Here is a 25,462-nt window from a genome sequence, read left to right as displayed (position 1 = left end):
TTGCGGGGGCGGGGGCGGGCAGTATGGTCGGGGTGTGAACGACATCGCGGTGACGATGGTGATCCTCGGCGTCACCGTGGTCGCCTTCGTGAGCGGCAAGGTTCCGACGGGACTCGTGGCGGTCGGCGCGTCGCTCGCGCTCCTGGCCACCGGGATCCTCGATCTCCACGAGGCGTTCGCCGGATTCGCCGATCCAGCCGTCGTGCTGATCGCCGCACTATTCGTGGTCGCCGAAGGCCTCGACGCCTCCGGACTGACCGGATGGGCCGGGCAGCAACTCGTCGCCCGCGGCGGCACCAAGACGGCGGTGCTGACCGTGCTCGTGATGCTCGTGGTCGCCGTGCTGTCCGCCCTGATCAGCGTGAACGGCGCGGTCGCCGCCCTGTTGCCCGTCGTGGTGGTCGTCGCCTCCCGGATCTCTGTCGCCCCATCGCGCCTGCTGCTGCCGCTCGCGTTCGGCGCCCACGCCGGTTCGCTGCTCACCCTCACCGGCAGCCCGGTCAACGTCATCATCTCCGAACTGGCGGCGACCACCGGGCACGGAGGGTTCGGCTTCTTCGACTTCACCGCCATCGGCGCCGTGCTGGTGGTCGGCACGGTGCTCATCACCGTGCTGTTCGGCCGCTGGCTCATCCCGGATCGCCGCCCGGCGACCATGCCACGCGACCTGAGCGACCACGCCAGGACGCTGCTCGGCGAGTACGCGTCCCCGCAGCCGTTCGCCAGGGTACGGGTGCGCGGCGGCTCTCCCCTGATCGGCCGCCCGACGGCGACGCTCAGCCTCGGCGACCAGTCGGCCGTGCAGCTGATCGCCGTGCAGGGCACGGACCACCGCCCGGCCGGGGACGTCGTACGCCCCGGCGACCGCCTGCTGCTCCGCGGTGACACCGCGAGCATCCGCATCCTGAAGCACGACAACAAGCTCGCGGGCCTGGGCGTCAACGGCGCGCTCGGGCGCACGGACGCGCTCATCGACTCCACGTACGGTGTGGCGGAGGTGGTCGTCGCCCCGCGGTCGAGCATGGTCGGCGAGACCGTGTTCCCGGGGATGGTCACCGAGAGCGGCGACCTCGTCATCCTGGCCGTGCAGCGCTCCGGCGAGCCGATCGACGCGCAGACCATCGTGCTCGAATCGGGCGACACCCTCCTGGTGCAGGGCCGCTGGGACAAGCTCGACCTCAACCTCGCCGACCCGGCAGTGCTCGTCGTCGACGAACCGGACCAGCTGCGCAGGCAGGCCGCCCCGCTCGGCGCCCGCGCCTGGATCGCCCTGGCCGTGCTCGTGCTGATGGTGGCGGCGCTCGCCACGGGCGTCGTGCCACCCGCCGTCGTCGGCCTCCTCGCCGCCGCCGCGATGGTGCTCACCCGCGTCGTCACCGTCGAGCGCGCGCACCGCTCCATCTCGTGGACCACCCTGCTGCTGGTGGGCGGCATGATCCCGATGTCGACGGCCATCACCAAGACGGGCGCGGCCGAGCTGATCGCCAACGGCCTGGTCTCCGCGGTCGGGAGGTACGGCCCTCTGCTGGTGCTGGCGTCGCTGTGCGTGGTGGCGCTCATCTTCGGCCAGCTGATCAGCAACACGGCCACGGCGCTCATCATCGCTCCGATCGCCGTCTCCGTCGCCGGGGAGCTCGGCGTCTCCCCCCTTCCTTTCCTGATGGCCGTCGCCGTGGTCTGCGCCGCCGCGTTCCTCACCCCGGTCGCGACTCCGGCCAACTTCATGATCATGGGACCGGCCGGCCTGCGCTTCGGCGACTACTGGCGCTACGGCCTCGCCCTCGTCGCCCTCTTCCTCGCCGCCGCTGTCTTCCTCGTCCCGCTCATCTGGCCGTTCTAGCCCGCGATTGCTGCCACGATGGAGGCGTGGAAGAGCGAGTCGTGTTGCAGGTGGACGGTGTCGGCTTCGTGCGCGGGGGCAGGACGATCCTCGACGACATCGGGATGCGCGTGCACGCCGGAGAGCACTGGGCGCTGATAGGTTCGAACGGCGCAGGCAAGAGCACCATCCTGAGCATGCTCGGCGCCGTCGTGCACCCCACCCGCGGCACCGTGGAGGTGCTCGGCCGGCGCCTCGGACGCGTCGACCTGCGCGAGCTGCGCGGCCTGATCGGGCACGTGAACCCGCGCCACGAGGTGCGCTCGCCGCTCACCGTGCGCGACGTCGTGCTCACCGGAGCGACGGGCACCACCGAACGCATGATGCGCTGGGAGCCGACCGCCGAGCAGGAGCGCAGAGCGGACGACCTCGTCCAGCTGCTCGGGATGCGCGACCTCGCCGACGCCGTCTGGCCGGTGCTGTCGCAGGGAGAGCGCGGTCGCGCCCTGATCGCCCGCGCCCTCCTGCCCGACCCGCACCTGCTGCTGCTCGACGAACCGAGCACCGGACTCGACATCGCCGCGAGGGAGCACCTGCTCGACAGGATCGACGGTCTGCGCGCCGAGCATCCCGACCTGGCGAGCGTGCTCGTCACGCACCACCTCGAGGAGCTTCCGGCGACCACGACCCACGCGATGCTGCTGCGCGACGGCCGCATCGTCGCGCAGGGCGCCGCCGACGACGTGCTCACCAGCGAGCTCATCTCGGAGACCCTCGACTACCCGCTCTCGCTCACCAGGACCGACGGCCGGTGGGCGGTGCGCACCGCGGCGCGACGGGCCGTGATCACCGGCTGACCGCAGCCAAAATGGGAATAGTCCGCAACCCGGTCTCGCGGCCTCCACGCGGTGGTACGTTGCGCTTGTGAGCCGCATCGTGTCGGTGGCTCCGGTCGTGCCCGACCGGAGTTACAGCCAGAGCGAGATCACCGCGGCTCTGCTCGCGATGATCACCGCCGATCCAGGGCGCCAAGCGGTCATGCGCCGCATCCACGCATCCAGTGGGGTGGAGACGCGGAACCTCGTGATGCCGCTCGAACGGTACAGTTCGATCGCATCTTTCCAGGAGTCGAACGACTTCTTCATCGCCGAGGGCACGACGCTCGCCGAGCGCGCGCTCACCGGGGCCCTCGCCGCGGCCGGGCTGCAGCCGACGGATGTCGACTTCCTGCTGTTCACCTCGGTGACCGGCATCGCGGCACCGTCGATCGACGCGCAGCTCGTGCAGAGACTCGGACTCCGCAGCGACGTCAAACGGCTGCCGAGCTTCGGGCTCGGCTGCGTGGCCGGCGCGGCCGGGATCGCCCGGGTGAACGACTACCTGGTCGGCCATCCGAACGAGGTGGCCGTGCTGCTGTCCGTCGAGCTCTGCTCGCTCACGGTGCAGGCCAGCGACGACTCGATGGCGAACATCGTCGCCAGTGGCCTGTTCGGCGACGGAGCCGCCGCCGTGATCATGGTGGGCGACCAGCGCGCGAAGCAGCTGGGTCTACCCGGCCCCGAGGTGGTCGACACCCGCAGCCGCATCTACCCGGACACCGCGGACGTGATCGGCTGGGACATCGGAGGCACCGGGTTCCGCATCGTCCTCAGCGCCGGTGTTCCCGAGGTGATCGACCGCAACTTCGCCTCGGATGCCGAGGGCCTGCTGGCCGCGCACGACCTGACCATCGGCGACGTGGGGGCCTGGGCGGCGCATCCGGGCGGCCCGAAGGTGCTCGAAGCGTTTTCGCGGGCGCTCGACCTGCCGGACGGCGCGCTCGACGCCAGCTGGCGGTCGCTGGCGCGCGTCGGCAACCTGTCGTCCGCCGCGGTCCTGCACGTGCTGGCCGAGCTGATGGATGCGCACCACGCGCCGGGCACGAACGGCCTGCTCTTCGCGCTCGGCCCCGGCGTCACCGCCGAGCTGGTGCTGCTGCGCTGGTCGGACGACGCCATGCCTGACGCCGCGCCCGCCGCCCCGGCGATCGGCGCCGCGGCGTGATCCTCTACACGATCCTGGTGCTCGCCACCGGCGGCGAGCGCATCGCCGAGCTGATCGTCTCCTCCCGCAATGCCGCCTGGTCGTTCGCGCGCGGAGGGGTCGAGTTCGGCCGGGGGCACTTCCCGCCGATGGTGGGGCTGCACACCGGCCTGCTGCTGGCCTGCCTGGCCGAGGTGTGGTTCGGCGACCGTCCGTTCATCCCGTGGCTGGGCTGGCCGATGCTGGTGCTCGTGCTCGCCAGCCAGGCGCTGCGCTGGTGGTGCATCGCCGCGCTCGGGCCGCGCTGGAACACGCGGGTCATCATCGTGCGCGACCTGCCGCTGGTGACGCGCGGGCCGTACCGCTGGCTGAAGCACCCCAACTACGTCGCCGTGGTGGTCGAGGGCTTCGCGCTCCCCCTCGTGCACACGGCGTGGATCACGGCCATCGCCTTCACCGTGCTGAACGCCGTGCTGCTGCTGGCCGTGCGCATCCCGTGCGAGGACAAGGCACTGGCCTCGGTGGAGCCGGCGCGGGCATGAGCGACCGGCCCGGCCTGATCGTCGTCGGGGCGGGCCCTGTCGGGCTGGCGTGTGCGATCGAGGCACGCCTGGCAGGCATCGAGGTGCTGGTGATCGAGGCGAGGGACGACCCGATCGACAAGGCGTGCGGCGAGGGCCTGATGCCGGGAGCGCTGGCCGCGCTGCACCTGATGGGGGTCGACCCCGCCGGCCATCCGCTGTCCGGAATCGCCTACCTGGACGGGTCGCGCAGGGTCGAGCACGCGTTCGCCCAGCGGACGGGCCGCGGCGTGCGCAGGACCGTGCTGCAGCAGGCGCTCGCCACCCGCGCCGTCGAGCTGGGCGCGACCGTCGAACGGGCCCGCGTCGTCGGACTGGACAACGGCGCGGACGCGGCCACCGTGACCATCGCGACCGATGCGGCGCACCCGTCCGGCGGCACCCGCACGGCCCCGTGGCTGATCGCGGCGGACGGCCTGCACTCCCCGCTGCGCCGCCTGGCCGGCCTGGAGGGCAGGCAGCAACCGGATGCGCGCCGCCGCTTCGGCGTGCGCCGCCATTACGCGATCCCACCGTGGACCGACCTGGTCGAGGTGCACTGGGCCGACGACGTCGAGGCGTACGTGACGCCGGTCGACGACAATCTCGTGGGCGTCGCCGTTCTCGGCCCCCGACCGCTCGACCAGGATGCGGCCCTCGCGAGCATCCCGCAGCTGGCCGACCGGCTGGCGGGGGTAGATGCCGTCAGCTCCGTGCGCGGCGCGGGCCCGCTCCTGCAGCGCACCACGAGACGCACCTCCGGTCGCCTGATGCTGGTGGGAGACGCCTCCGGATACGTGGATGCGCTCACCGGCGAGGGGATGCGCGTCGGCTTCGCACAGGCGCGCGCCGCCGTCGGCGCCGTGCTCGCTGCAGACCCGTCGCAGTACGAGAGGGCCTGGCGAACGACGACACGCGACTTCCGGATGCTCACCTCCGCCTTGGTCACCGCCGCCCGCTCCCCGCTGCGCGGCCGCATCGTGCCGATGGCCGCGACGCGCCCGCGGCTCTTCGGGTCGATCGTGGAGCGGCTTTCACGCTGACCCCGGGATTCCGTATAGTATGTGACACGGTCGATAGTCAGATGCGGTATTTTGCGAGGTGCGCGGTGGTCGATGCGGTCCAGTCCGACGGGGATGAGACGGACGACAGCGCGGCGGACGTCACCTCCGAGTTCCGGCTGCAGCCCACCACCGTCGCCGGGGTGACCGGGCTGTCGCGTCGCACCACGATCACGTTCTACCTCACCGAGGGTCTGCGCAACCGCGCGAGGACGGCATACCGGGCCACCTCGTTCGAGGAGAAGGACAGCAGCTGGTCCGAGATGCTCAACAAGGCGCTGGTCGCCGAGATCGAGCGCCGCGAGGTCGCGTACAACGAGGGCGCGGAGTTCGCCGGAAGCGACGAACCGCTCACTCCCGGCCGGCCGATCGGGTTCTAGCGCTTGTCGAGCGTTCCCAGCTTGTCGCCGCCGTTCTTGTAGACGGTGAGCGTGTCGCCATCCACCTTCGCGGTGTGCGCGAGGTTCAGCCACGGCGTGACGCCCTCGCAGGCCTTCAGCGTGGAGGCGAACGGCCCGAACGTGAACGTGTCGCCCGAGATGGTGCCCTTGCCGCTCATATCGTTGCACCCGTCGTTCCCGTGGAACGTGCCGTCGGACTCGATCGTCAGGGACGGCTTGCCCGCCGTGTCCTCTCCCCACGAGCCGGTGAACGATGAGCCGGACGACGAGCATCCTGCGAGGGCGGTCAGCACCAGTGCGGCGGCGACGGCGATGGCGGGGTGGACGAACCTGACGGTCTTCATGGCTAAAACCTAGTGGTGGTGAGCTTCCAGCGGAATGCTTGCGCACTCTCGTTTCCGTACCGATTGCGTCGCGCCGCTGCGAGGGTAGCGTGACGGCAATGACAGACGACCAGAGCACGCACGAGGACGACCTCGCCACCATCGCCGAACTCATCTCGGCGTCGCGGGTGGCGCTGCTGACCACGCAGACCGCATCCGGGGCATTGCACTCCCGCCCACTCGCCACCCAGAAGGCCGAATTCGATGGCGACCTGTGGTTCTTCACGCAGGATCCGAGCCCGAAGGTGGCCGACATCCACGCGCATCCCCAGGTGAACGTGTCGTACGACACCGGCAAGGGCTACCTGTCGCTGGCCGGCACAGCAGAGCTCGTGCACGACAGGGACAAGGTCGACGAGCTGTGGACCCCGGCGATGGACGCCTGGTTCCCCGACGGCAAAGACGACCCGTCGGTGGCACTGCTGCATGTGAGCGCAGAGTCCGCCGAATTCTGGGCGTCGCACGAGCCCGGCATCGTGAAGGTGTTCAAGATCGCCAAGGCGACCGTCACCCGTACCCGCCCGGACATCGGGGAGAACAAGACGGTCGAGCTCTAGACGCTGCTTTGTCTTAGACTAAACAATCTGAAATTACATCTTCTGATTCTTAATGCTACTGTCGTTTCTGCTCCACACACGAGAACGATCGGAATAACGATGACGAATCAGAGGTTTGCGCGCGCCCGCGTGGTTGCGGCAGTAGCGATGGCTGTGGGATTGGGCGCGGGCAGTGTAGCCGCCGCGGCCCCGGCTTCGGCGGCAGACTATTCCCCTCCGTGCGGCAAGGTCAGCCTGGCGACATGGTCAGCGAAGAACATCAGTTGTTCCAAGACGATCCGCCACGTCAACTACGTCAAAAACGACGGTTACTACTACCACGCCTGGGTTTCCAAAGGCGCCACATCCACGGCTTCACGCTGCTACATCGGCGCCAATAAGACGAGCTTCCAGGTGAACGGCGACGGCGGCCTGACCGGCTACGGAATCTAGCGATTGCATGTCGTTGTGCCGGGGCGCTGAGCGCCCCGGCAGAACGGCTGACTAACGAGGTTAGATCCATGAGAAAAGCCCTTGCATTGGCCGTTGCGAGTATCGGCCTCCTGTGTTTCAGCGGCTGTTCGGCTGAGCAAACCGGCCCTGCCCGGACTGCGGACGGGTCGCCCACGTTCCGTGGTCCGTGGTCCGCGGCCTTCGCCGAGGCGTGGTCGAACTCGAACAATCAGCTCCAGCGCAGAATCCTGAGCGATGAAGAGATCTCGGAACGCGAGAATCAGGAACTGCAGGACCGCTTCGTCTCCTGCATGGCTCGCTTGGGTGCAGCTGTCACGTGGGACACCGACGGAGGCTTCCACATCGCTTCACACGACGACGCCGACCGGAGTTCAGAGACGACCGAGTCTGTGACGAGATGTGAATCGGAAACAACCGGTCCGATCAGCCCCCTCTTCTACCAGGTGAGGAGCAACCCGGACAATCGCGATATTTACGAGCTCATCGCCTCGTGCCTCGTGTCCAAGAAACTGGTCGAATCGACGTACAGTGCCCGCGACTATCAGAGCGATTTCGAGTCGGACACCTTCCCATTCTCACCGACGGATGAAGCGTTCAAAAAGTGCAACGTGGATCCGTTGGGTTTGAATCCACAAGCTCCTCGCTGATGAGTCGGCTGAGACGCAGCGCAACCCTCCTCTCCCTCGCGGGGGTGGGCGCAATCGCTATCGGCGCGACAGTCGGCGTCGCACTCACACCGCAACAACGCCCGGCCACGCTCGCAAGCCCCAGCCCGCACGACCACATCGATGTGACCTCCGAGGAGTTTCTGGATTCCGCCCCCGTCGAGATCGAAGTCACGACATCTGCATCCGGCGATGCACGCATCCCGCGAGCGGGAGTGCTTTCCCGAGCCGATTGCCGATCGGGCTCGGCGCTCGAGTCGGGCGTCAACGCATTCTCAATCGAGGGCGAGCCGCTGCTCAACCTGGTGATGCCGCTACCGTTGTGGCGCGACCTTGAACTCGGGGAGGCAGGAGCGGACGTGGATTCGCTGCGTGCGGGCCTCCGGGCGCTCGGGGACGATCTGGATGAACACGGCCCGGTGACGACGATGCTCGTGAATGCCCTGAACAACAGGTTGGCGTCCATCAACGCTCCCGGTCGCGTGTCCGGTGTGAGTCACGAATCGATTGTCTGGCTCGGCTCGGCCGTTGCTGTCGCTTCCTGCCCGGTGACCGTCGGAACGCACCTCCAAGCGGGCGATGTGATCGCCGAATTCGTGCCAGCGGTCGAGTCAGCGCGGGTGACGCGACTCCCCGGCGGGCTGGCGGAGCGTCGGTATGTCGTCGAGGTCGACGGGCAGGTCTTCGACCTCGACAAAGACGGAACGCTCGCAGATCCGGCGCGGCTTGCGACAGATCCCGCCCTCAACCGCGTTCGAGACACTGCAGCAGGCGGTCCCGACTCGCCCTCGCGCACGGTTCACGGCGAGTATCGGCTCGCTGAGCCGCTTGACGTGCTTGTTGTCCCCCCGAGCTCCGTGATCCTTGCGGCCGGCACAGCCGGCTGCGTGATTTCGGGCGACAGGCAGGTGAACGTCCGCATCGTGGGGTCTGAGCTGGGAAAGACGATGGTGGTTCCAGCGGCACCAACGCGACTCCACTCGGTCCGCGTACAGCCCGAAGCATCGTGGAAATGCACGTAGAACTGGAGCAGGTCGGACATCGCTTCAATCGTTCAGCGTGGCTTTTCCACGACCTTTCTCTCTCTTTGCATCCGGATCGCCTCTATGCCCTGACCGGGCCGTCCGGATCCGGCAAGAGCACGCTGCTCAGCATCGTTTCCGGACACGTGGCCCCGGCGGCAGGACGGGTCCGCCGGATCGGCGTCAGTCGCGTGCAGTGGGTGTTCCAGAACCCGTTCGGCGATCCACGACGATCAGTGCTGGATCTGGTGTGCCTTCCGCTCCTGTCGCTCGGGATGCCCCGGAGGGATGCGAGGATCGCCGCTGCGACGCTGCTCGATGAGTTCGGCCTGGCTGGGCACGCGATGAGTCGCTTCTCGACGCTCTCCGGCGGACAAGCTCAGAGACTCATGCTCGCGCGGGCGATCTCCGCACAACCGGACCTGCTCCTCGTCGATGAGCCGACCGCTCAACTCGACTCGCAGACGGCGGAGACCGTGATCGGCGCATTGGGCAGGCTCGTGAGCAGGGGCGCAATCGTTGTCGTCGCAACCCATGACGAGCGAACGGTCCGAGCGTGCACGGAATCGATCGAACTGGCGCGGTCAACGCGATGAGGCTCGGTGACATCGTCGGCGAGGCTCTGCGCAATGTCGCCACCGGGACCGCGCGAACCTTCCTGCTGGCCTTGATGTTGAGCGCGCTCTGCGTGTCCCTCGTATGCTTCGACGGTCTCATCGCCCGGAACGCGCTCGAGAGGGCCACCGCATTCGTCGCCTCAGGGGGCTCGACGCTCGTTCTCAACTCGAAGAACGGCATTGATGGCCGGCGATGCGACAATCTCTCCTCCCTCAGCAACGTTCAGGCCTCAGGTGCCACACGGGCAAGGGACTCCAAGGTCGTCGCGCGAGCGTTGCCATCGTCAGGCATCCCCACGTTCGAGGTGACGACGGGGTTCCTTCGCGTTCTGAATGCGGAACCGACCGCGGGGCGAATGGGTGTGTACGTGTCGTCGCAGGTGTCCGACGAACTGGCGCTACATGGCGGAGACAGGTTGCCGTCGACGAAAGGCGACATCCCCGTGGCCGGCACGTTCACCCATCCGGACGATGGACGCCGGGGTGGGTATCAGTATTCAGTCCTCTTTCCGTCCGTGCCTTCCGGGGGATACGACGAATGCTGGGTGTCAGTCTGGCCACAAGACGGGTCGATCGCCTCGCTACTGTCGCTCGTCGCCTTGACGCCGACGACCGACAGCGAACCTCCGACGCTCTCCCAGCTGAATTCGACGGGCGGGGTTCGCTTCGACGGGGGCGACGACTACCAGGAGCGGCCGTCGCGGTTCTCCGATATCGCCGCCGCAATCGGTGCGCTCCTTCTCGGAGTCGGTGCGATCAGACTGCGAAGGCTCTCGCTGGCCTCTGCCAGGCACCTCGGCATGGGCGCCACCGCGCAGACGCTGATGCTCGTGATCGAGTATCTTCTGTGTGGGCTTGTTGCAGTCGTCCTCACAGCTCAGGCCCTTGTGTGGTGCGTGTCGGGCCTGAACACGGCGGATGTCCCTGCAGTGCTCGCAAACCTTGTCCGCATTCCCATCGCGGGACTCATCGGCGGCTTGGCTGGAACCGTGATCGGCGTCACACTGGTGCGCGAGCGCCAGTTCTATCGCTACTTCACGACCCGGTAGACATCGGGGAGAACAAGACGGTCGAGCTCTAGAGCACGACCCTGGTGGATGCGCGCAGCGACTCCCGCGCGGCCAGCGCGACCCGGAGCGCGTCCACCGCTGCGCTCGTCGGGCAGCGGTCCGGGGCGACTCCCGCGCGCACGCAGTCGAGGAAGTATGCCGCCTGCGCGACGAACGGTTCGCCGTCGGCGGGGAGCAGCGCATCCACCCCGTCGGTGCCGACGATGTCGAGGCTGGTGCTGAACGCGAAGCCCTCCGGCAGGTCGCCGACGGTGAGGACGGTGGCGATGCCGCCGCCGGCGTACTCGATCGTGGTGGAGACGGGGGCGCCGTAGCCGCCGGGCGAACGCACGGCCGTCACGGCCAGCGGGGTGCCGAGGTGGAGGTTGGCCTGGTCGAAGTCGTGGATGGCGAGGTCGACCACCAGGCCGCCGGACCGCTCCTCGTCGGCCATCCACTCCGGCCGGTGCGGCGACGAGGTCATCCGGGTCGCCCGCAGGGCGCGCACGGTGCCGACCCCTCCGGCGGCGATCCGCCCGGCGAGCGCGGCGTATGCCGGGAAGAATCGCACGACGTGCGCGACCATCAGCACCCCGGATGCGCGGGACGCGGCCTCCTGCACGGCCAGCGCGTCGTCCAGGGTCAGCGCGATCGGCTTCTCGAGCAGCACGTTGCGGCCGGACGCGAGCGCGCGGATGGCGAGGTCGGCGTGCGTCGGCGTCGGGGTGCAGACCGACACGATCGTGACGGCGGGATCGGCCAGCGCGTCGTCGAGGGTGGTCGCCCAGCGCGCATCCGGAGCTGCGGCGAGCGACGGGCGGCGGCGGGGCGACACCACGGAGAGCACCGGGATGCCGAGCGCGGACCAGGCGCGGGCGTGGGCCTCGGCCATCCGCCCCGCGCCGACGATCGAGACGCCGTGCGCAGCAGCGCTGTGCGCCTCAGCGCCGGTCACCGCAGGGCCGGTCACCGCACCACGCGGTTGATCTCGGCGGCGTCGAACAGCTTGTCGAGCACCAGGCGTCCTGCACCCCGGATACCTGCCCTGTCCTTCGCCACCGACACCGCGATGTCGAGGTCGTCCGTGACCATCGGCAGGCACTCGAAGTAGATGGTCGAGCGCACGCCGGCGACGAACGCCTCCGCCTCGCCCAGGATGCCGCCGAGCACCAGCCGCTGCGGGTTGAAGAAGTTCATGATCGTCGCGAGCACCCCGCCGACCCGGCTGCCGGCCTCGCGCAGCATCTGGGTGGCCAGTGGATGCGCATCCCGCGCCAGCGCCAGCACCTCGCTCGTGTCGGCGACCTCCACCCCCGCGTCGCGCAGGGCCTGGACGATCGCGGCGCCACCGGCCACCGCATCCAGGCAGCCGGTGCGGCCGCAGGAGCACAGCACGGGCGGAGCGCCGGGCACGCTGACGTGGCTGATGTCGCCGGCCATGCCGTGGTAGCCGTGGTACAGGCCGCCGAGCGCGATCACGCCGCAGCCGATGCTGGATCCGGCCTTGACGAAGACGAGGTGCTGCACGTCGTCGCCGAGGCTGTCGTGCTCGCCGAGGGCCATCAGGTTGGCGTCGTTGTCCGTGGCGGAGGGGAGGCCGCTCAGCTCGGTCATGGCGGCGGCGACGTCGACGCCGTTCCAGCCGGGCATCCTGGACGGGGAGACCATGCGGCCGGTGGTCGAGTCGACGGGGCCGGGGAGGCCGATGCCGTAGCCTCGGAGGCGCTGGCCGGGTTCGGCGTGCTCTGCGACGAGTTCGTCGGCCACGGCCATGATCCAGGTGAGGATGCGCTGCGGCCCCTGGCCGATGTCCATGTTCTCGTTGCGCACCGCGATGAGGCGGCCGGAGAGGTCGATCAGGCCGAAGGTGGCGTGGTGCGAACCGAGGTCGACCGAGCAGACGACGCCGCTGCTCGGGTCGACTTCGAGGGTGCGCGGGCGGCGGCCGCCCTGCGAGACGCCCTCCCCCGCCTCCCGGATGTATCCGGAGGCGATCAGGGCGTCGATGCGCTGGGCGACCGTGGACGGGGACAGTCCCGTGCTGCGCGCGATCTCGGCCCGGGAGCGGGAGTGGCCGGAGCGGATCAGGTCGAGGATGACACCCGCGTTCGAGCCGTGGCCGGGCTGTGCGTCGATCGTGCTCGTCGCGTCAGTGATTCTGCTCATGGCGCCGATCGTTCTCCTCTGAAGACGTGTGAGTTGAGGATACTGTACCGACTTTCTCCGAATTTGGATTAAGTAATTCCAATATTGCGTAAAAGCAGGATTACTTAGTACGCTTTCCGCAACCCGACCGCCAGGCCACTCGACCAGGCCCCATCAATGACGACGCGAGGAACCCGCATGACAGCAGCACCCGAACAGCAGCTCATGGTGAGCCTGCGTGCCGTCGACAAGCACTTCGGCGAGCTGCACGTGCTGCAGAACATCGACCTCGACGTGCAGAAGCGCGAAGTCGTCGTGGTCGTCGGTCCCTCCGGCTCCGGCAAGTCCACCCTGTGCCGCTCGATCAACCGCCTCGAGACCATCGACTCCGGCGAGATCCGCGTGGACGGCGAGCTGCTCCCCGTCGAGGGTGCGGGGCTCGCCCGCCTCCGCGCCGACGTCGGCATGGTCTTCCAGTCGTTCAACCTGTTCGCCCACCGCACCATCCTGGACAACGTGACCCTCGCCCCGATCAAGGTGCGCGGCACGAAGAAGGCGGAGGCGGAGAAGGAGGCGATGGTCCTCCTCGACCGCGTCGGCATCGCAGACAAGGCGCACAGCCACCCCGCCCAGCTCTCCGGCGGCCAGCAGCAGCGCGCCGCCATCGCCCGCGCGCTCGCCATGCACCCCAAGGTCATGCTCTTCGACGAGCCGACCAGCGCCCTCGACCCCGAGATGGTCGGCGAGGTCCTGGATGTGATGACCTCGCTCGCCAAGGAGGGCATGACGATGATCGTCGTCACCCACGAGATGGGCTTCGCCCGCCGCGCAGCCGACCGCGTCGTCTTCATGGACCGCGGGCAGATCGTCGAGCAAGCCGCACCCGCCGAATTCTTCGACTCGCCGCGCTCCGAGCGCGCCAAGTCGTTCCTCGCTTCCGTCCTCTCGCACTAGCGAACGGAAGGCTTCGCCCTGCACCACCCGATCGCATCCCGATCGAACCCATTGGAAAGGACGCACCACATGATCCGCAGCATTACCCGCAGGAAGGCAACGGCCGCCGGAGTCCTGCTGGCCGCTGTGACGCTCGCCGTCACCGGCTGCTCATCCGGCACCACCAGCCTCCCCGGCAGCAGCTCGAGCAGCAGCTCGTCCAGCGCAGACTCGCCCTTCGCCGACGCCCCCGTCGCGAAGGCCGACCTCATCCTCCCCGGATCCACGATGGAGAAGATCAAGAAGCGCGGCAAGCTGATCGTCGCAGAGGCGCTCGACGCCCCGCTGCTCTCGCAGCAGGACCCGACGAACCCCGACCAGGTGACCGGCTTCGACGCCGACCTGGCCAAGCTGCTCGCCACGTACATCCTGGGCAAGCCGAACGTCGAGATCGTCCCGCCGGCGTCCGAGACGCGTGAGGCGATGCTGCAGAACGGCACCGTCGACGTGGTCTTCAACACGTACACGATCACCGAGGAGCGCGCGACGCAGATCGACTTCGCCGGACCGTACTTCGAGTCCGGCCTGGCCGTCGCCGTGAAGAGCGACAACACCTCGATCAAGTCCGTCAAGGACATCGACGGCAAGAACGTCATCGTCGGCGCGAACACCCCCGCCGTCACCGAGGTGCCCAAGGTCGCCCCGAAGGCCAAGGTGACCGCGTTCGCCACCGACCCCGCCGCCGTCCAGGCGCTCATCCAGGGCCGAGGAGAGGCGTACGTGCAGGACTACACGCTCCTCGCCAGCGACGCGGCCAGCGAGAAGCAGATCAAGGTCGTCGGCGAGCCCTTCACGAAGGAGCCGTACGGCATCGGCCTGCAGCACGGCGACTCGGACTTCAAGTCGTTCATCAACGACTGGCTGAAGACCATCCAGAAGGGCGGCCAGTGGGGCAAGGCGTGGAAGACCACGCTCGGCACCGTGACCGACTCGGCCATCCCGACCCCGCCGGAGATCGGTTCCGTCCCCGGCTCCTGACCGGAGCCCCCGGGTTCCCCCGGCTCGGGGACTCCCTCAGCTCGGGATGCGCGCGGTACGACCACACACGCCCGCGCGCATCCCGACCCACCATCCCCTCTCCTGCGCAGTGAGTGAGCAATGAATCCCCTGAACGACAACCTCGGAGCGATCGTTCAAGCGCTCGGCACGACGCTGATGATGGCGCTCATCGCCGGTGTCTGCTCGATCGTGCTCGGCGTCCTCGTGACCGTCGCGCGGGTCAGCCCCATCCCGATCCTGCGCGCCGCTGCGTTCCTGTACGTGCAGTTCTTCATCAACGTCCCGCTGCTCGCCCTGCTGCTGCTCGCCGTGTTCGCGCTGCCGGATGCGGGCCTCCTCCTCCCCCTGACGCCGACGGCGATCATCGTGCTCACCGTCTATGAGGCCGCGTACGTCGCCGAAGCCGTGCGCTCGGGCGTCAACACCGTCTCGGTCGGCCAGGTCGAAGCGTCCAGAGCCCTCGGCTTCACGCTGAGCCAGTCGCTGCGGTTCGTCGTCATCCCCCAGGCGCTCCGCGCCGTCGTGCAGCCCATCGGCAACGTGATGATCGCCCTCGCGATGAACACGGCGCTCGCGGCGGCCGTCGGCGTCGTCGAGCTGACCGCCGAGGTCAACAAGATCAACCTCATCGCCGCGCAGCCCATCCTGATCTTCTCCGGCGCAGGCATCATCTACATGGCCATCGCCCTGGCGATCGGCCTCGCGGCCGGCTGGGTCGAACGAAAGGTGGCGATCGTCCGATGACCGCTCAGCTCATCCCCGACCGTCCGGCTGCGCGTCCGGCGAAGGCGAAGCGCGCGAAGAAGCGCACGTACGCCGCCTCCTTCATCTACGACCAGCCCGGCCCCCGTGGCCGCAGGAACATCCTGATCGGCTCGATCGTGAGCAGTGTGGTCTTCGCGCTGATCATCGGCGCCGGCCTCTGGCAGTTCGCGGCGCACGGTCAGCTCGATCCGGCGCGCTGGCAGCCGTTCACGGACTGGGCGATCTGGCAGTACCTGCTCGTCGGCCTCCTCGGGACGCTCCAGGCCGCTGCCATCGTCGCCGTGCTCGGCGGAGCGCTCGGCGTGCTGCTCGGTCTCGGCCGGATGAGCCACCAGCGCTGGCTGCGCTGGCTCTGCTCCGCGTACATCGAGATCGCGCGCACCATCCCGGTGCTGCTGATGATCTACCTGATGCTGTTCGGCCTGCCCCAGATCGGCATCAACCTGCCCACCCTGTGGAAGCTGGTCGTGCCGCTCACCATCGCCAACTCGGCCGTCTTCGCCGAGATCGTCCGCGCCGGCGTCGGCAGCCTCCCCCGCGGCCAGCGCGAGGCGGCACTCAGCCTCGGGATGCGCGGGGCGCAGGCCATGCGCTTCGTGGTCCTCCCCCAGGCGTTCCGCAACGTGGCGCCGTCGCTGATCACCCAGCTGGTCAGCCTCCTCAAGGACACGTCGCTCGGCTACATCGTGGCGTTCACGGAGCTGCTCTACCGTGGGCAGGTGCTCGCCTCCTTCCTGCACCTCCTCATCCCGACGTACATCGCCGTGACGTTCATCTACCTGGTGGTCAACGGCAGCCTCTCCGCTCTGGCGTCGCGTCTGCAACGCGGCTCACGCCGACGCCCTTCGACACAGCCGGCGCTGCCCGGCCTGCCCGCAATCGATACGAAAGCCGCGAATGTCTGAGTCACCCACCGCCGTCCACACCGCCCCCACCGTCGGTTCGCTCGCCGAGCTGGCGACCGTCACCCGCTCCGGCCTGATCGAGAGCCGCCACTTCGGCAGCCTGGTCGCCGTCGACCCGTCCGGCGCGACGGTTCTCGAACTCGGCACCCCGGATGCGGCGATCCTGCCCCGCTCGACGGTCAAGCCGCTGCAGGCGCTCGCCTGCCTCACCGCGGGCGCCCCGCTGTCCGGTCCTGAGCTGGCCATCGCAGCCGGCAGCCACACCGGCGAGGACGAGCACGTGCGGGTGGTGCGCGCGATCCTCGACCGCGCAGGACTCGACGACTCCGCTCTCGGCTGCCCCGTCGACCGCCCGGAGGACGAGGCGACGTTCGAGCGCCTGGTCCGCGCCGGCGAGCCGCGCGCCCGCGTGCGGATGAACTGCTCCGGCAAGCACGCCGCGATGCTGCTGGCCTGCGCCGTGAACGGCTGGTCGACCCACGACTACCTGGGCACCGCGCATCCCCTGCAGCAGCACGTGCGGGCCACGATGGCCGAGCTCACCGGCGTGCCGGTCTCCCACGACGCGATCGACGGATGCGGCGCCCCGCTTTTCGGCACCACCGTGCGCGGCGTCGCGCAGTCGTTCCGCGCCCTCGTGCAGGCCGAGGAGGGGACCCCGGCCGCGCAGGTCGCCGCCGCGATGCGCGAGCACCCGTTCTACGTCGGAGGCTCCGGCCACCAGAACTCGGCCCTGATGGAGACGGTGCCCGGCGCCCTCGCCAAGGGCGGAGCCGAGGGCGTCATCGGCGTCGCGGCCGCGGACGGCACGGCCGTCTCGATGAAGATCGTCGACGGCAGCCCGCGCGCCACCACCCTGCTCGCCCTGCGCGTGCTCGAAGCGCTCGGCACCGACATCTCGGGCGCCACCGCGCTCACCGCGCTGCCGGTGCTCGGCGGCGGAGTGCCGGTCGGCGCCATCGGCGTCGGCAGCGACCTCGCGGCAGCGCTGGAGCGCGTCGCGTGACCCTGGTCGAGATCTGCCTCGACGACCTCGACGGCGTCGCGGCGGCCGAACGCGGCGGAGCCGACCGCATCGAGCTGTGCTCCGCGCTGAGCGAGGGCGGCATCACGCCGTCGCTCGGCACGGCCGCGGCCGCACTGCGCCAGGTGACGAGCATGGGGATCAACGTGCTCGTGCGGCAGCGCGGGGGCGACTTCATCTTCAGCGAGGCCGAGGTGTCCGCGATGGTCGACGACATCGTCGCCATCCGCGGTCTGCCCAACCCGTCCGGTGTTCCGCTCGGGTTCGTCATCGGCGCGCTCCGGCCGGACGGCACCATCGACGTCGCGGCGACGGCCAGGATGCGCGAGGCCTGCGGCGACGCGCCCGTCACCTTCCACAAGGCGTTCGACCAGACCCCGGACCTGCCGGCCTCGCTGGACGAGCTGATCGGCCTCCGCGTCGACAGAGTGCTCACCTCCGGCGGGGTGGCGACCGCCGCCGACGGCGCGGAGAAGCTGGCCGAACTCGTGGTGCGCGCGCGCGGACGCGTGACCATCCTCGCGGGCGGCGGTGTACGCCCGGCCAACGTTGCCGAGCTGATCCGCCGCACCGGCGTCCCCGAGGTGCACCTGCGGGCGAGCGAGGCCAGGCCCAGCGCATCCCGGGCTGCCGGTGGTGCTGCGACCGTGTACGACTCCGGATTCCGGATGGTCACGTCCTCCGCCGTGGTCTCCGCCGTGGTGGCCGAGCTGGAGCAGGTGACGGCATGAGCGCATCCACTGCCGCGCAGGTCGAGGGCGGCCCCGTCGAGGCCGTGCTCGCCGTCGACCTCGGCGGCACCGCGATGAAGGGCGCCGTCGTCACGGCGAACGGTGACGCCATCGCCGAGCTGACCATCCCCACCCCCGCCACCGACGTCGTCGACGCGCTGGTCGCCCTGTTCCATGCCCTGCGCTCCCTGGCCGACGACGCCGGATGCACGGTGATCGGCGCCGGAGTCGCCACCCCCGGCATCGTGGATGAGGAGCGCGGCGTCGTGCTCTACGCCTCCAACCTGGACTGGCGGGACGTCCCCCTCCTCGACACCCTCCGCGCCGAACTCGACGTCCCGGTCGCCCTCGGCCACGACGTGCGCGCCGCCGGGATCGCCGAGCGCCTGATCGGTGCTGCGCGCGGCTCGGACGACTTCGTCCTCGTGCCCATCGGCACGGGAGTGGCCGCCGCGTTGATCACCCGCGGCGGAACGGTCACCGGGGCGACGGGCGCCGCAGGCGAGTTCGGCCACATCCCGGTCATCCCCGGCGGCGAGGAGTGCACCTGCGGTCAGCGCGGCTGCCTGGAGGTGTACGTGTCCGGCGCCGGGCTGGCGCGCCGATACGCGGCGGCAGGCGGCGACGACCTCAGCTCGCGCGAGATCGTCGCACGGCTGGGCACGGACCCGACCGCCGACCGCGTCTGGTCGGAAGCCGTCGACGTGCTCGCTCAAGGCCTCAACATCATGACCCTCCTGCTCGACCCTGCTGTGATCGTCCTCGGCGGCGGGTTCTCCCGCGCCGGCGACGCCCTGATGGTGCCCCTCACGGAGCGGATGAGCGCCGGGCTCGCCTGGCGCTCCCGCCCCCGCGTGGTGCGCAGCGAGCTGGGAGGCGACGCCGGACGGACCGGCGCCGCCATCCTCGCGTTCCGCGCGGCAGGCCGCAGCGACCTGCCCGCATCCTGGGCCGAGAGGTTCGAGAAGCAGCCCGTCCTGTCGGACTAGGCGGCCTCCCGAACCCCGTCGGCCTCAGGGATGCGGCGGTGGTGCTCCGCAGCCTCAGTGGATGCGGTGGTGGTGCGCAGCAGCCTCGCGGTTGCGGCGGGCGAACAGCAGCACGACTCCGGCCAGCGCGAGCAGCGCGGCCAGTGCACCGAGCCCGCCCAGCCCCGACACGTCGGAGCCGGTGGATGCGAGCATCCCGGCGGCGGTCGATGCGGGCCCGGCCAGGGCCGTCGCCGAGCCGACGCCAGCGGCGACGGTGGTCCCGTTGCCGTTACCGGTCGACGGGGTCGTTCCGGGCGTTCCCGGGCCGGTGGGCGTCACCGGGGTGCCGGGGTCGGTCGGGCCGGTGGGCCCGGTCGGCGTGGTCGGTCCGGTCGGGGTGGTCGGGGTGGTCGGGCCGGTCGGCGTGGTGGTGGCGCCGGTGGTGCTGGTGTCGCCGATCACGCTGATGGCGTTGCCGCCGAGGGTCACCGGGATCCCGAGATCCACCGGCAGCTGGATGCCGCCGAGCAGTCCCCCGTCTCCGGTGGTCGTCGAGCCGCCGGTCGAGCCGGTCCCGCCGCTTCCGCCGGTGGTGGCTGCACCCGTGGAGCTGCTGTCACCGACCACGCTGATCGCGTTGCCACCCGCGGTCACCGGAACCCCGGCGCCGATGGGGAGCTGGATGCCCGAGAGCGCGCCGTTCGCGCCCGTGGTGCTGGGCGCCCCGCCTCCGGTGCTGCCAGCGGCCGGGGCGGTCGCGGTGGAGCCGGAGCTGGTGGAGTCACCGAGCACGCTGACGGCGTTGCCGCCGGCGGTCACAGGAACAGCGGCGCCGATGGGCGCCTGGATGCCCGAGGCGATGCCGTCAGAACCCGTGGTGGTCGGCGCTGAACCGCTGCCCGAGCCGGCCACAGGAGCGGTCGTCGTCGAACCGGAGGTGGTGGAGTCACCGAGCACGCTGATCGCGTTGCCACCGGCGGTCACCGGCAGCGCGGCGTCGATCGGCGCCTGGATGCCTGAGGCGATGCCATCGGCACCGGTCGTGGTCGGCGCTGAACCGCTGCTCGTGCCCGCCGCAGGAGCTGCGGCGGTTCCGCCCGAGCTGGACGAGTCGCCGAGCACGCTGATCGCGTTCCCGCCGACCGTCACAGGCACAGCGGCATCCACCGGCACCTGCGCACCGGAAGCGATGCCGTCGGCACCCGTCGTGGTCGGCTCGGAGCCGGCAGCACCGGCACCGGCTGCGGGAGCGGCGACAGCCCCCGAGCTGGACGAGTCACCGAGCACGCTGATCGCGTTCCCGCCGACCGTCACCGGCACAGCAGCATCCACCGGCACCTGCGCCCCGGACGCGATGCCGTCCGAGCCGGAGGTCGTCGCACCGGTCGGCGCTGCGGCCTCGGGAGCGGCGGCTGCCGGAGCGGCGGTCGTCGAGTCGGCGCTGGCCGTGTCCCCGACCGCGCTGATCGCGTTGCCGGTGACCGTCACCGGCACGTTCACGTCCAGGAGTGCCTGCGTGCCCGAGAGCACGCCGCCCACTCCGGATGTGTCGACCGTGGCCGACGGGGCCGGTGCGGCAGCCGGAGCGGCAGCGGGTGCAGCGGTCGCCGCGTCCGCGCTGCTCGAGTCGCCGAGCACGCTGATGCCGTTTCCGCTGATCGTGACGGGGACCGTCAGGCCGACGACGGCCTGGGTCCCGGAGGCGGTGCCGTCAGATCCGCTGGTCTCGGCCGCGTTCGCGACACCGACACCCGCCAGTGACAACCCGCCGAGGAAGAGGGTGAACCACAGCCCCCTCGACACGTACTTGTTCATGGTCTTGCCTTTCGATTGAGTGGTGTGCTCCCTCACGGGAGACTTTGGTCGCGTTCTGCCGCAGAAGGGCAGAGGCGACCCACTCAGTCGGGGCTGATGTCGTGGTCGGCGACGGGCGACGCCGGAAGACGGTCGTCGCTGTTGGCACCCAGCGGACCGCCGATGGCGGCCACGGGTGCGATGAAGCTCTCGGGGATGGCCGCACCCGGTGCGGCACCGCCTGCTCCGGATGCGCCCGCCCCGCTGCCCGAAGACGGCGCGAGAGGCGCGGCAGGAGTCGGCCCGTACGGGTCGGCAGGGTCGACCGGCGCACCGTCAGGAAGCGTCGCAGAGCCAGCGCTCGCGAACGCCACGACCAGTGGATGCGCGCCGCCGCGTCCCGCAGCGAACGCGCCGAACCCACTACCGTCACCGAGGGCGGCGGCGTCGGCGGGAATCCCGCCCGGCCGACCACCGGCATCCACACCGGGAACGCCCGGAAGACCGGGCTCCCCCGGACCGCCGGCACCGGGCACGCCAGGACCGCCGGGCAGGCCGGGTCCCCCGGGAGTTCCGGGGAGTCCCGGCGGCAGCACGATGGGCGTCCCGACCACCGGGTCGACCGCCTTCGTGGTGCCGTCGACCACCGTGGTGACCGTGTCGTCGACGGTCTTCGTGACCGGCGTGACGACGGTGGCGACCGGGTCGTCGCCGAGAAGATCGTTGGTGAGCGGAACCGAGTTGAGCACGTCGTCCACGACGCCGACGACCGGCGTGACGGTGGACGTCACGGGCGCCTGGTCCGCGATGCTGTCGAGGGTGTCCGTCACCGGCGTCGTCACGGTGGCGACCACATCCTGCACGGGGGCGGGAACCGCAGGGGCGACCGCCTGGGTCACCGACGCCGCCGTGTCCGTCACGCCGCCGACCACCTCGCCGACCGACTCGTCGACGCCGGAGACGAGGCCGCCGACCGCTCCGAGCACCGAGTGCACGGGCTGCGGAGGTGCAGGCTCGGCGGCGGATGCCTGCGACGAGCCGAGGAAGAAGCCGAGGATCGCGAGACCGGCACCGCCGATCAGAGACCCGATCAGGATGCGGGCAGGGGAGAAGGCGGTGGGCTGTTCAGCCGTGCGTACCAACCCGATCACCCCCTGACCGTTCGAGACAATCGGGACTGTACTCCCCCGTCTACCCGATCGGAAGAGTTTCTGTCGAGGATTCTTTCGAGGGGACTCCGGCCGCATCCAGGGCATCGGTGCGCGAACGCCGCGCCGCCAGCCCGGCGAACACCATCACCACCACGGCTCCCAACGTGATCGCGGCCCCCGCCCAGAGCGGGGATGTGTAGCCGAGACCGGCCGTGATCGTCACCCCGCCGATCCAGGCGCCGAGCGCGTTTCCGACGTTGAACGCGGCGATGTTCGCGCCGGACGCGAGGGTCGGAGCATCCGGGGCGTAGTTCATCACCCGCATCTGCAGCCCTGGCACGGTCGCGAACCCGAACGCGCCCATCAGCACCAGTGCGATCACCGCAGCGACCGGGTTGCCTGCGACCAGCGCGAACACCGCGAGGATCACCGCCAGCCCGGCGAGCACCACGGTGAGCGTGAGGTCGAGCGCGCGGTCGGCGAAGCGGCCGCCGAGCGCGTTTCCGGCGAACAGGCCGACGCCGAACAGGATCAGCAACCACGGCACAGCACCGGATGCGAACCCGCTGACCTCCGTGAGGGTGAACGCCATGTAGGTGAACGCCCCGAACATCCCGCCGAATCCGAGGATGGTCACGACGATCGAGAGCCAGACCTGCCCGGAGCGGAACGCCCGCAGTTCGCTGCGGAGGCTGGGTGCTGCGTCGTCGGACGGGGCGCGAACACCCGTCCCGGACGGCACGAGAACGGCGACGCCGATGGTCGCGACCACCCCGATCACCGCGATGGCCCAGAACGTGGAGCGCCAGCCGAGCGCCTGCCCGAGCAGGGTGCCGAACGGGACGCCGAGCACGTTCGCGGCGGTGAGCCCGGTGAACATGATCGCGATGGCGCGCGCCTTCTTGTCCGGGGCGACCATCCCGGCCGCGACCACGGAGCCGATGCCGAAGAAGGCGCCGTGCGCGAGCGCGGCGAGCACCCGGCCGGAGAGCATGAACGCGTAGGTCGGCGCGAGGGCGGAGGCGGTGTTGCCCACGATGAAGAGCACCATCAGGCCGAGCAGCGCCGCCTTCCTGGGCAGCCGGTTGATCGCGGCGGTGAGGAACAGCGCCCCGACCACCACGCCGAGCGCGTATCCGGAAATGAGCCAGCCCGCCGCCGCTTCGTTCACGCGGAAGTCGGCCGCCACCTCCGGCAGCAGACCGGCGATGACGAACTCGGTGAGGCCGATGCCGAAGCCGCCGAGGGCGAGGGCGATGAGGCCGATGGGCATGAGAACTCCTGTGCTGGTAGTCTGATAGTTGCAGGCGCGTCATAAATAGTTGCACATGCAATTACTTTCTGCAACCCGTGGATGCGCGCGCCGCCACCACAGAACAGGGAGGCCCGCCGATGGGAATCACCGACGACGCCGTCGAGGTGCGCGCCCAGGGCTGGCGCACCCTCGCAGCGCTGCACAACTTCATCGAGAGCGAACTCGAACGCGCGCTCACCAAAGAGGTGCAGCTCTCCGTGGTCGAATACACGGTGCTCGACGCCCTCAGCCGCCAGGACGGCTGGCACATGCGCATGCAGCAGCTCGCCCGCGCGAGCGCCCTCAGCCCGAGCGCGACCACCCGCCTCGTCAACCGGCTCGAAGAGCGCAGCCTCCTCACCCGGGTACTCTGCGACGACGACCGCCGCGGCATCTACACCGAGCTCACGGCCGCCGGCCACCACCTGCTCGACGCGGCCCGGCCCATCCACGACGCCGCCCTCGAACGCGCGCTCGCCGAGGCGCACGACGTGCCCGAGCTGGCCGGGCTGATCTCGGCGCTGCCGCAGCTCGCACTGGTGCACTGACCGCTGGTGCACTGACCGCTGGTGCACTGACCGCTGGTGCACTGACCCTCGCGGCACTCGCCGCCCCGAACCCCCTTTCGACGAAAGACCCTCCGATGCTCCGCACCATGTTCAAGTCCAAGATCCACCGCGCGACCATCACGCACTCCGACCTGCACTACGTCGGCTCCCTCACCGTCGACCTCGACCTGCTCGACGCGGCCGACCTCCTCCCCGGCGAACAGGTGAGCGTCGTCGACATCGCCAACGGCAACCGCTTCGAGACCTACCTCATCGCCGGCGAGCGCGGCAGCGGCGTCATCGGCGTCAACGGCGCGGCAGCCCACCTGGCCGAGGTCGGCCACCTGGTGATCGTCATCTCCTACGCCCAGCTGACGGACGAGGAGGCCCGCGCCTTCGAGCCGACGGTCGTCCACGTGGATGCGCAGAACCGCATCGTCGCGGTCAACTCCGACCCGGCCTCCGCGATCACCCCCGGCGTCGAGACCCCGCCGTTCGCGGTGCGCTGAGCCGGGCACAAGCCGTCAGCGCAGGATCTCCACCAGCGCGATCCAGCTGAACAGCGCAGCGCCCAGCAGTGCCACGATCGTCCCGATCGCCACGAGGTAGAGCGCGGCGGGCAGCGACAGCACCCCAAGCACGCCTCCGACCGCGAAGATCACCAGCGGCAGCACGAACGACACGATGTGCTGCACGTCGTACCGGTGATACTCCGCTCCCCCCGGATCGTGGACGATCGCCCGCGACGCCATCACCGCGATCACCACCCCGATCGCCGTGCCGACCAGCGTCACGATCCCGTACCCCCACAGCGCCTGACCGGGGATGAGGGCCACGCACGCCAGCACGATGCCGAGGATCAGCGCGGCGACGGCGGCACCCGCCCGCGCGGCGAGTCCGCGCGATTCGGCGATCTGCTTGATGTTGACGGACAGCGCCACGATCAGCAGCCCGCCGAGGGCAGCACCCGCCCCGGCGATGGCCACGTTGAACTCCGCCCACGGCTCGAGCTGCGCATCCATGCCCACATGCTAGCCAGGGGACGCGCCGGGGGCGTATAAAGAGGCCATGAGCGAACCGATCGAGCAGTGGGTGGAACTCTATCGGCGGGCCTGGGAGTCCAACGATCCGGACGACATCCGGGCGCTGTTCACCGAAGAGGCCAGCTACCGCACCGAGCCGTTCGCCGAGCCGTGGGACGGCCACCTCGAGATCGTCGAGGGCTGGCTGGATGCGCAGGACGATCCGGGAGCAGCCACCTTCGAGTGGCGCGTGGCGGGCCGCGACCAGCACACCTACTTCGTCGAGGGCGTCACCGACTATCGCGACGGCCCCATCTACAGCAACCTCTGGGTGGTGAAGCTCGCCCCGGACGGCCGGGCAGAAGAGTTCACCGAGTGGTGGATGGAGCAGGAGCCCGCGCAAGACTGACCCGCCTGCGAGACACTCGGCGTCGGCGGGCCACCTCCCGCACGTCCCGCCGCCTTCCGCTCAAGCGGAGAAATCTCCACCAGCGCGCGCGAACTCCGTTCG

At 69.9% G+C, this 25,462-nt stretch carries 29 protein-coding genes; 22 read left to right on the top strand and 7 right to left on the bottom strand.

Annotated elements, in window-relative coordinates; translation table 11 throughout:
- Positions 1-34: 34 nt before the first annotated feature.
- The 6 genes from B7438_RS01585 (at position 35) to B7438_RS20450 (ending at position 5,842) form a co-directional block, all read left to right on the top strand.
- On the top strand, positions 35-1,840 hold the full coding sequence (locus B7438_RS01585; RefSeq protein WP_085367570.1) for an SLC13 family permease: 1,806 nt from the start codon (positions 35-37) through the stop codon (positions 1,838-1,840).
- A gap of 26 nt (positions 1,841-1,866) precedes the next feature.
- Positions 1,867-2,676 carry an ABC transporter ATP-binding protein gene (locus tag B7438_RS01580; protein ID WP_256921826.1) on the top strand — a complete coding sequence of 270 codons (810 nt, stop codon included), beginning with the start codon at positions 1,867-1,869 and terminating at the stop codon, positions 2,674-2,676.
- Positions 2,677-2,743: 67 nt separating this feature from the next.
- A complete protein-coding gene (locus B7438_RS01575; protein WP_085367569.1) occupies positions 2,744-3,862 on the top strand; it encodes a type III polyketide synthase in 1,119 nt (372 codons plus the stop codon).
- Positions 3,859-4,383, top strand: a complete 525-nt coding sequence (locus B7438_RS01570) for an isoprenylcysteine carboxyl methyltransferase family protein (RefSeq protein ID WP_085367568.1) — start codon at positions 3,859-3,861, stop codon at positions 4,381-4,383. The genes B7438_RS01575 and B7438_RS01570 overlap by 4 nt, the downstream gene beginning before the upstream one ends.
- Entirely contained in the window at positions 4,380-5,444 is a 1,065-nt protein-coding gene (locus B7438_RS01565) for an NAD(P)/FAD-dependent oxidoreductase (RefSeq protein ID WP_085367567.1), read from the top strand. Before B7438_RS01570 ends, B7438_RS01565 begins: the two co-directional genes overlap by 4 nt.
- A 65-nt stretch (positions 5,445-5,509) precedes the next feature.
- Positions 5,510-5,842 carry a hypothetical protein gene (locus tag B7438_RS20450; protein WP_247597232.1) on the top strand — a complete coding sequence of 111 codons (333 nt, stop codon included), beginning with the start codon at positions 5,510-5,512 and terminating at the stop codon, positions 5,840-5,842.
- On the opposite strand, the gene B7438_RS01555 is transcribed toward B7438_RS20450, so the two are convergent.
- Positions 5,839-6,207 carry an META domain-containing protein gene (locus tag B7438_RS01555; protein ID WP_085367566.1) on the bottom strand — a complete coding sequence of 123 codons (369 nt, stop codon included), beginning with the start codon at positions 6,205-6,207 and terminating at the stop codon, positions 5,839-5,841. The genes B7438_RS20450 and B7438_RS01555 overlap by 4 nt on opposite strands.
- A 98-nt stretch (positions 6,208-6,305) precedes the next feature.
- On the opposite strand from B7438_RS01555, the gene B7438_RS01550 reads away from it, so the two are divergent.
- From B7438_RS01550 to B7438_RS01530, 6 genes are all read left to right on the top strand, one after another.
- A complete protein-coding gene (locus B7438_RS01550) occupies positions 6,306-6,803 on the top strand; it encodes a pyridoxamine 5'-phosphate oxidase family protein (protein WP_085367565.1) in 498 nt (165 codons plus the stop codon).
- A 99-nt stretch (positions 6,804-6,902) separates the two neighbouring features.
- A complete protein-coding gene (locus B7438_RS20150; RefSeq protein ID WP_143465505.1) occupies positions 6,903-7,235 on the top strand; it encodes a hypothetical protein in 333 nt (110 codons plus the stop codon).
- Positions 7,236-7,303: 68 nt separating this feature from the next.
- Entirely contained in the window at positions 7,304-7,903 is a 600-nt protein-coding gene (locus tag B7438_RS01545) for a hypothetical protein (RefSeq protein WP_085367564.1), read from the top strand.
- A 44-nt stretch (positions 7,904-7,947) separates the two neighbouring features.
- Positions 7,948-8,943 (top strand): hypothetical protein, encoded by a 996-nt coding sequence (locus B7438_RS01540; protein WP_143465503.1) that lies wholly within the window; start codon positions 7,948-7,950, stop codon positions 8,941-8,943.
- On the top strand, positions 8,934-9,539 hold the full coding sequence (locus tag B7438_RS01535; RefSeq protein WP_085367562.1) for an ABC transporter ATP-binding protein: 606 nt from the start codon (positions 8,934-8,936) through the stop codon (positions 9,537-9,539). Before B7438_RS01540 ends, B7438_RS01535 begins: the two co-directional genes overlap by 10 nt.
- Entirely contained in the window at positions 9,500-10,609 is a 1,110-nt protein-coding gene (locus tag B7438_RS01530; RefSeq protein WP_143465501.1) for a hypothetical protein, read from the top strand. Before B7438_RS01535 ends, B7438_RS01530 begins: the two co-directional genes overlap by 40 nt.
- A 28-nt stretch (positions 10,610-10,637) precedes the next feature.
- Here B7438_RS01530 and B7438_RS01525 read toward each other — a convergent pair whose 3' ends face one another.
- Together B7438_RS01525 and B7438_RS01520 are read right to left on the bottom strand one after the other, a co-directional pair.
- The gene (locus tag B7438_RS01525) at positions 10,638-11,579 is read right to left on the bottom strand and encodes a Gfo/Idh/MocA family protein (protein ID WP_256921824.1); all 942 of its coding nucleotides are present in this window, start codon (positions 11,577-11,579) and stop codon (positions 10,638-10,640) included.
- On the bottom strand, positions 11,576-12,775 hold the full coding sequence (locus B7438_RS01520; RefSeq protein ID WP_085367560.1) for an ROK family transcriptional regulator: 1,200 nt from the start codon (positions 12,773-12,775) through the stop codon (positions 11,576-11,578). The genes B7438_RS01525 and B7438_RS01520 overlap by 4 nt, the downstream gene beginning before the upstream one ends.
- 204 nt (positions 12,776-12,979) lie before the next feature.
- Between B7438_RS01520 and B7438_RS01515 the strand changes: the two genes are divergently transcribed.
- The 7 genes from B7438_RS01515 (at position 12,980) to B7438_RS01485 (ending at position 19,160) form a co-directional block, all read left to right on the top strand.
- The gene (locus B7438_RS01515) at positions 12,980-13,708 is read left to right on the top strand and encodes an amino acid ABC transporter ATP-binding protein (RefSeq protein WP_179150697.1); all 729 of its coding nucleotides are present in this window, start codon (positions 12,980-12,982) and stop codon (positions 13,706-13,708) included.
- 69 nt (positions 13,709-13,777) lie between these two features.
- Positions 13,778-14,725, top strand: a complete 948-nt coding sequence (locus B7438_RS01510; RefSeq protein WP_085367558.1) for a glutamate ABC transporter substrate-binding protein — start codon at positions 13,778-13,780, stop codon at positions 14,723-14,725.
- A 120-nt stretch (positions 14,726-14,845) separates the two neighbouring features.
- Positions 14,846-15,490 (top strand): amino acid ABC transporter permease, encoded by a 645-nt coding sequence (locus tag B7438_RS01505; protein WP_085367557.1) that lies wholly within the window; start codon positions 14,846-14,848, stop codon positions 15,488-15,490.
- Entirely contained in the window at positions 15,487-16,416 is a 930-nt protein-coding gene (locus tag B7438_RS01500) for an amino acid ABC transporter permease (RefSeq protein WP_085367556.1), read from the top strand. The genes B7438_RS01505 and B7438_RS01500 overlap by 4 nt, the downstream gene beginning before the upstream one ends.
- On the top strand, positions 16,409-17,422 hold the full coding sequence (locus B7438_RS01495) for an asparaginase (RefSeq protein WP_085367555.1): 1,014 nt from the start codon (positions 16,409-16,411) through the stop codon (positions 17,420-17,422). Before B7438_RS01500 ends, B7438_RS01495 begins: the two co-directional genes overlap by 8 nt.
- Entirely contained in the window at positions 17,419-18,171 is a 753-nt protein-coding gene (locus B7438_RS01490; protein WP_085367554.1) for a copper homeostasis protein CutC, read from the top strand. The genes B7438_RS01495 and B7438_RS01490 overlap by 4 nt, the downstream gene beginning before the upstream one ends.
- Complete coding sequence (locus tag B7438_RS01485) at positions 18,168-19,160, top strand: ROK family protein (RefSeq protein ID WP_085367553.1); 993 nt, start codon at positions 18,168-18,170, stop codon at positions 19,158-19,160. Before B7438_RS01490 ends, B7438_RS01485 begins: the two co-directional genes overlap by 4 nt.
- 54 nt (positions 19,161-19,214) lie before the next feature.
- Here B7438_RS01485 and B7438_RS01480 read toward each other — a convergent pair whose 3' ends face one another.
- From B7438_RS01480 to B7438_RS01470, 3 genes are all read right to left on the bottom strand, one after another.
- Positions 19,215-20,957 (bottom strand): hypothetical protein, encoded by a 1,743-nt coding sequence (locus tag B7438_RS01480; protein WP_247597230.1) that lies wholly within the window; start codon positions 20,955-20,957, stop codon positions 19,215-19,217.
- 83 nt (positions 20,958-21,040) lie between these two features.
- Positions 21,041-22,087 carry a hypothetical protein gene (locus tag B7438_RS01475; protein ID WP_247597229.1) on the bottom strand — a complete coding sequence of 349 codons (1,047 nt, stop codon included), beginning with the start codon at positions 22,085-22,087 and terminating at the stop codon, positions 21,041-21,043.
- A gap of 40 nt (positions 22,088-22,127) precedes the next feature.
- The gene (locus tag B7438_RS01470; protein ID WP_085367552.1) at positions 22,128-23,360 is read right to left on the bottom strand and encodes an MFS transporter; all 1,233 of its coding nucleotides are present in this window, start codon (positions 23,358-23,360) and stop codon (positions 22,128-22,130) included.
- 119 nt (positions 23,361-23,479) lie between these two features.
- Here B7438_RS01470 and B7438_RS01465 point away from each other — a divergent pair, with 119 nt between their 5' ends.
- On the top strand, positions 23,480-23,929 hold the full coding sequence (locus B7438_RS01465) for a MarR family winged helix-turn-helix transcriptional regulator (RefSeq protein ID WP_085367551.1): 450 nt from the start codon (positions 23,480-23,482) through the stop codon (positions 23,927-23,929).
- A 95-nt stretch (positions 23,930-24,024) separates the two neighbouring features.
- Positions 24,025-24,438, top strand: coding sequence for an aspartate 1-decarboxylase (gene panD, locus B7438_RS01460; protein ID WP_085367550.1), 414 nt, complete (start codon positions 24,025-24,027; stop codon positions 24,436-24,438).
- A gap of 15 nt (positions 24,439-24,453) precedes the next feature.
- Here the strand turns inward: panD and B7438_RS01455 are convergent, their stop codons facing one another.
- Positions 24,454-24,951, bottom strand: a complete 498-nt coding sequence (locus B7438_RS01455) for a hypothetical protein (protein ID WP_085367549.1) — start codon at positions 24,949-24,951, stop codon at positions 24,454-24,456.
- Positions 24,952-24,997: 46 nt separating this feature from the next.
- Here B7438_RS01455 and B7438_RS01450 point away from each other — a divergent pair, with 46 nt between their 5' ends.
- Positions 24,998-25,360 carry a nuclear transport factor 2 family protein gene (locus tag B7438_RS01450; RefSeq protein ID WP_085367548.1) on the top strand — a complete coding sequence of 121 codons (363 nt, stop codon included), beginning with the start codon at positions 24,998-25,000 and terminating at the stop codon, positions 25,358-25,360.
- The last annotated feature ends 102 nt before the right edge of the window (positions 25,361-25,462 follow it).

It is taken from the genome of Leifsonia sp. NCR5, assembly GCF_002105485.1.
Lineage (GTDB): Bacteria > Actinomycetota > Actinomycetes > Actinomycetales > Microbacteriaceae > Leifsonia.
The sequence above is the reverse complement of the archived record's forward strand: the minus strand, read 5'-3'. Positions and strand labels throughout refer to the sequence as shown.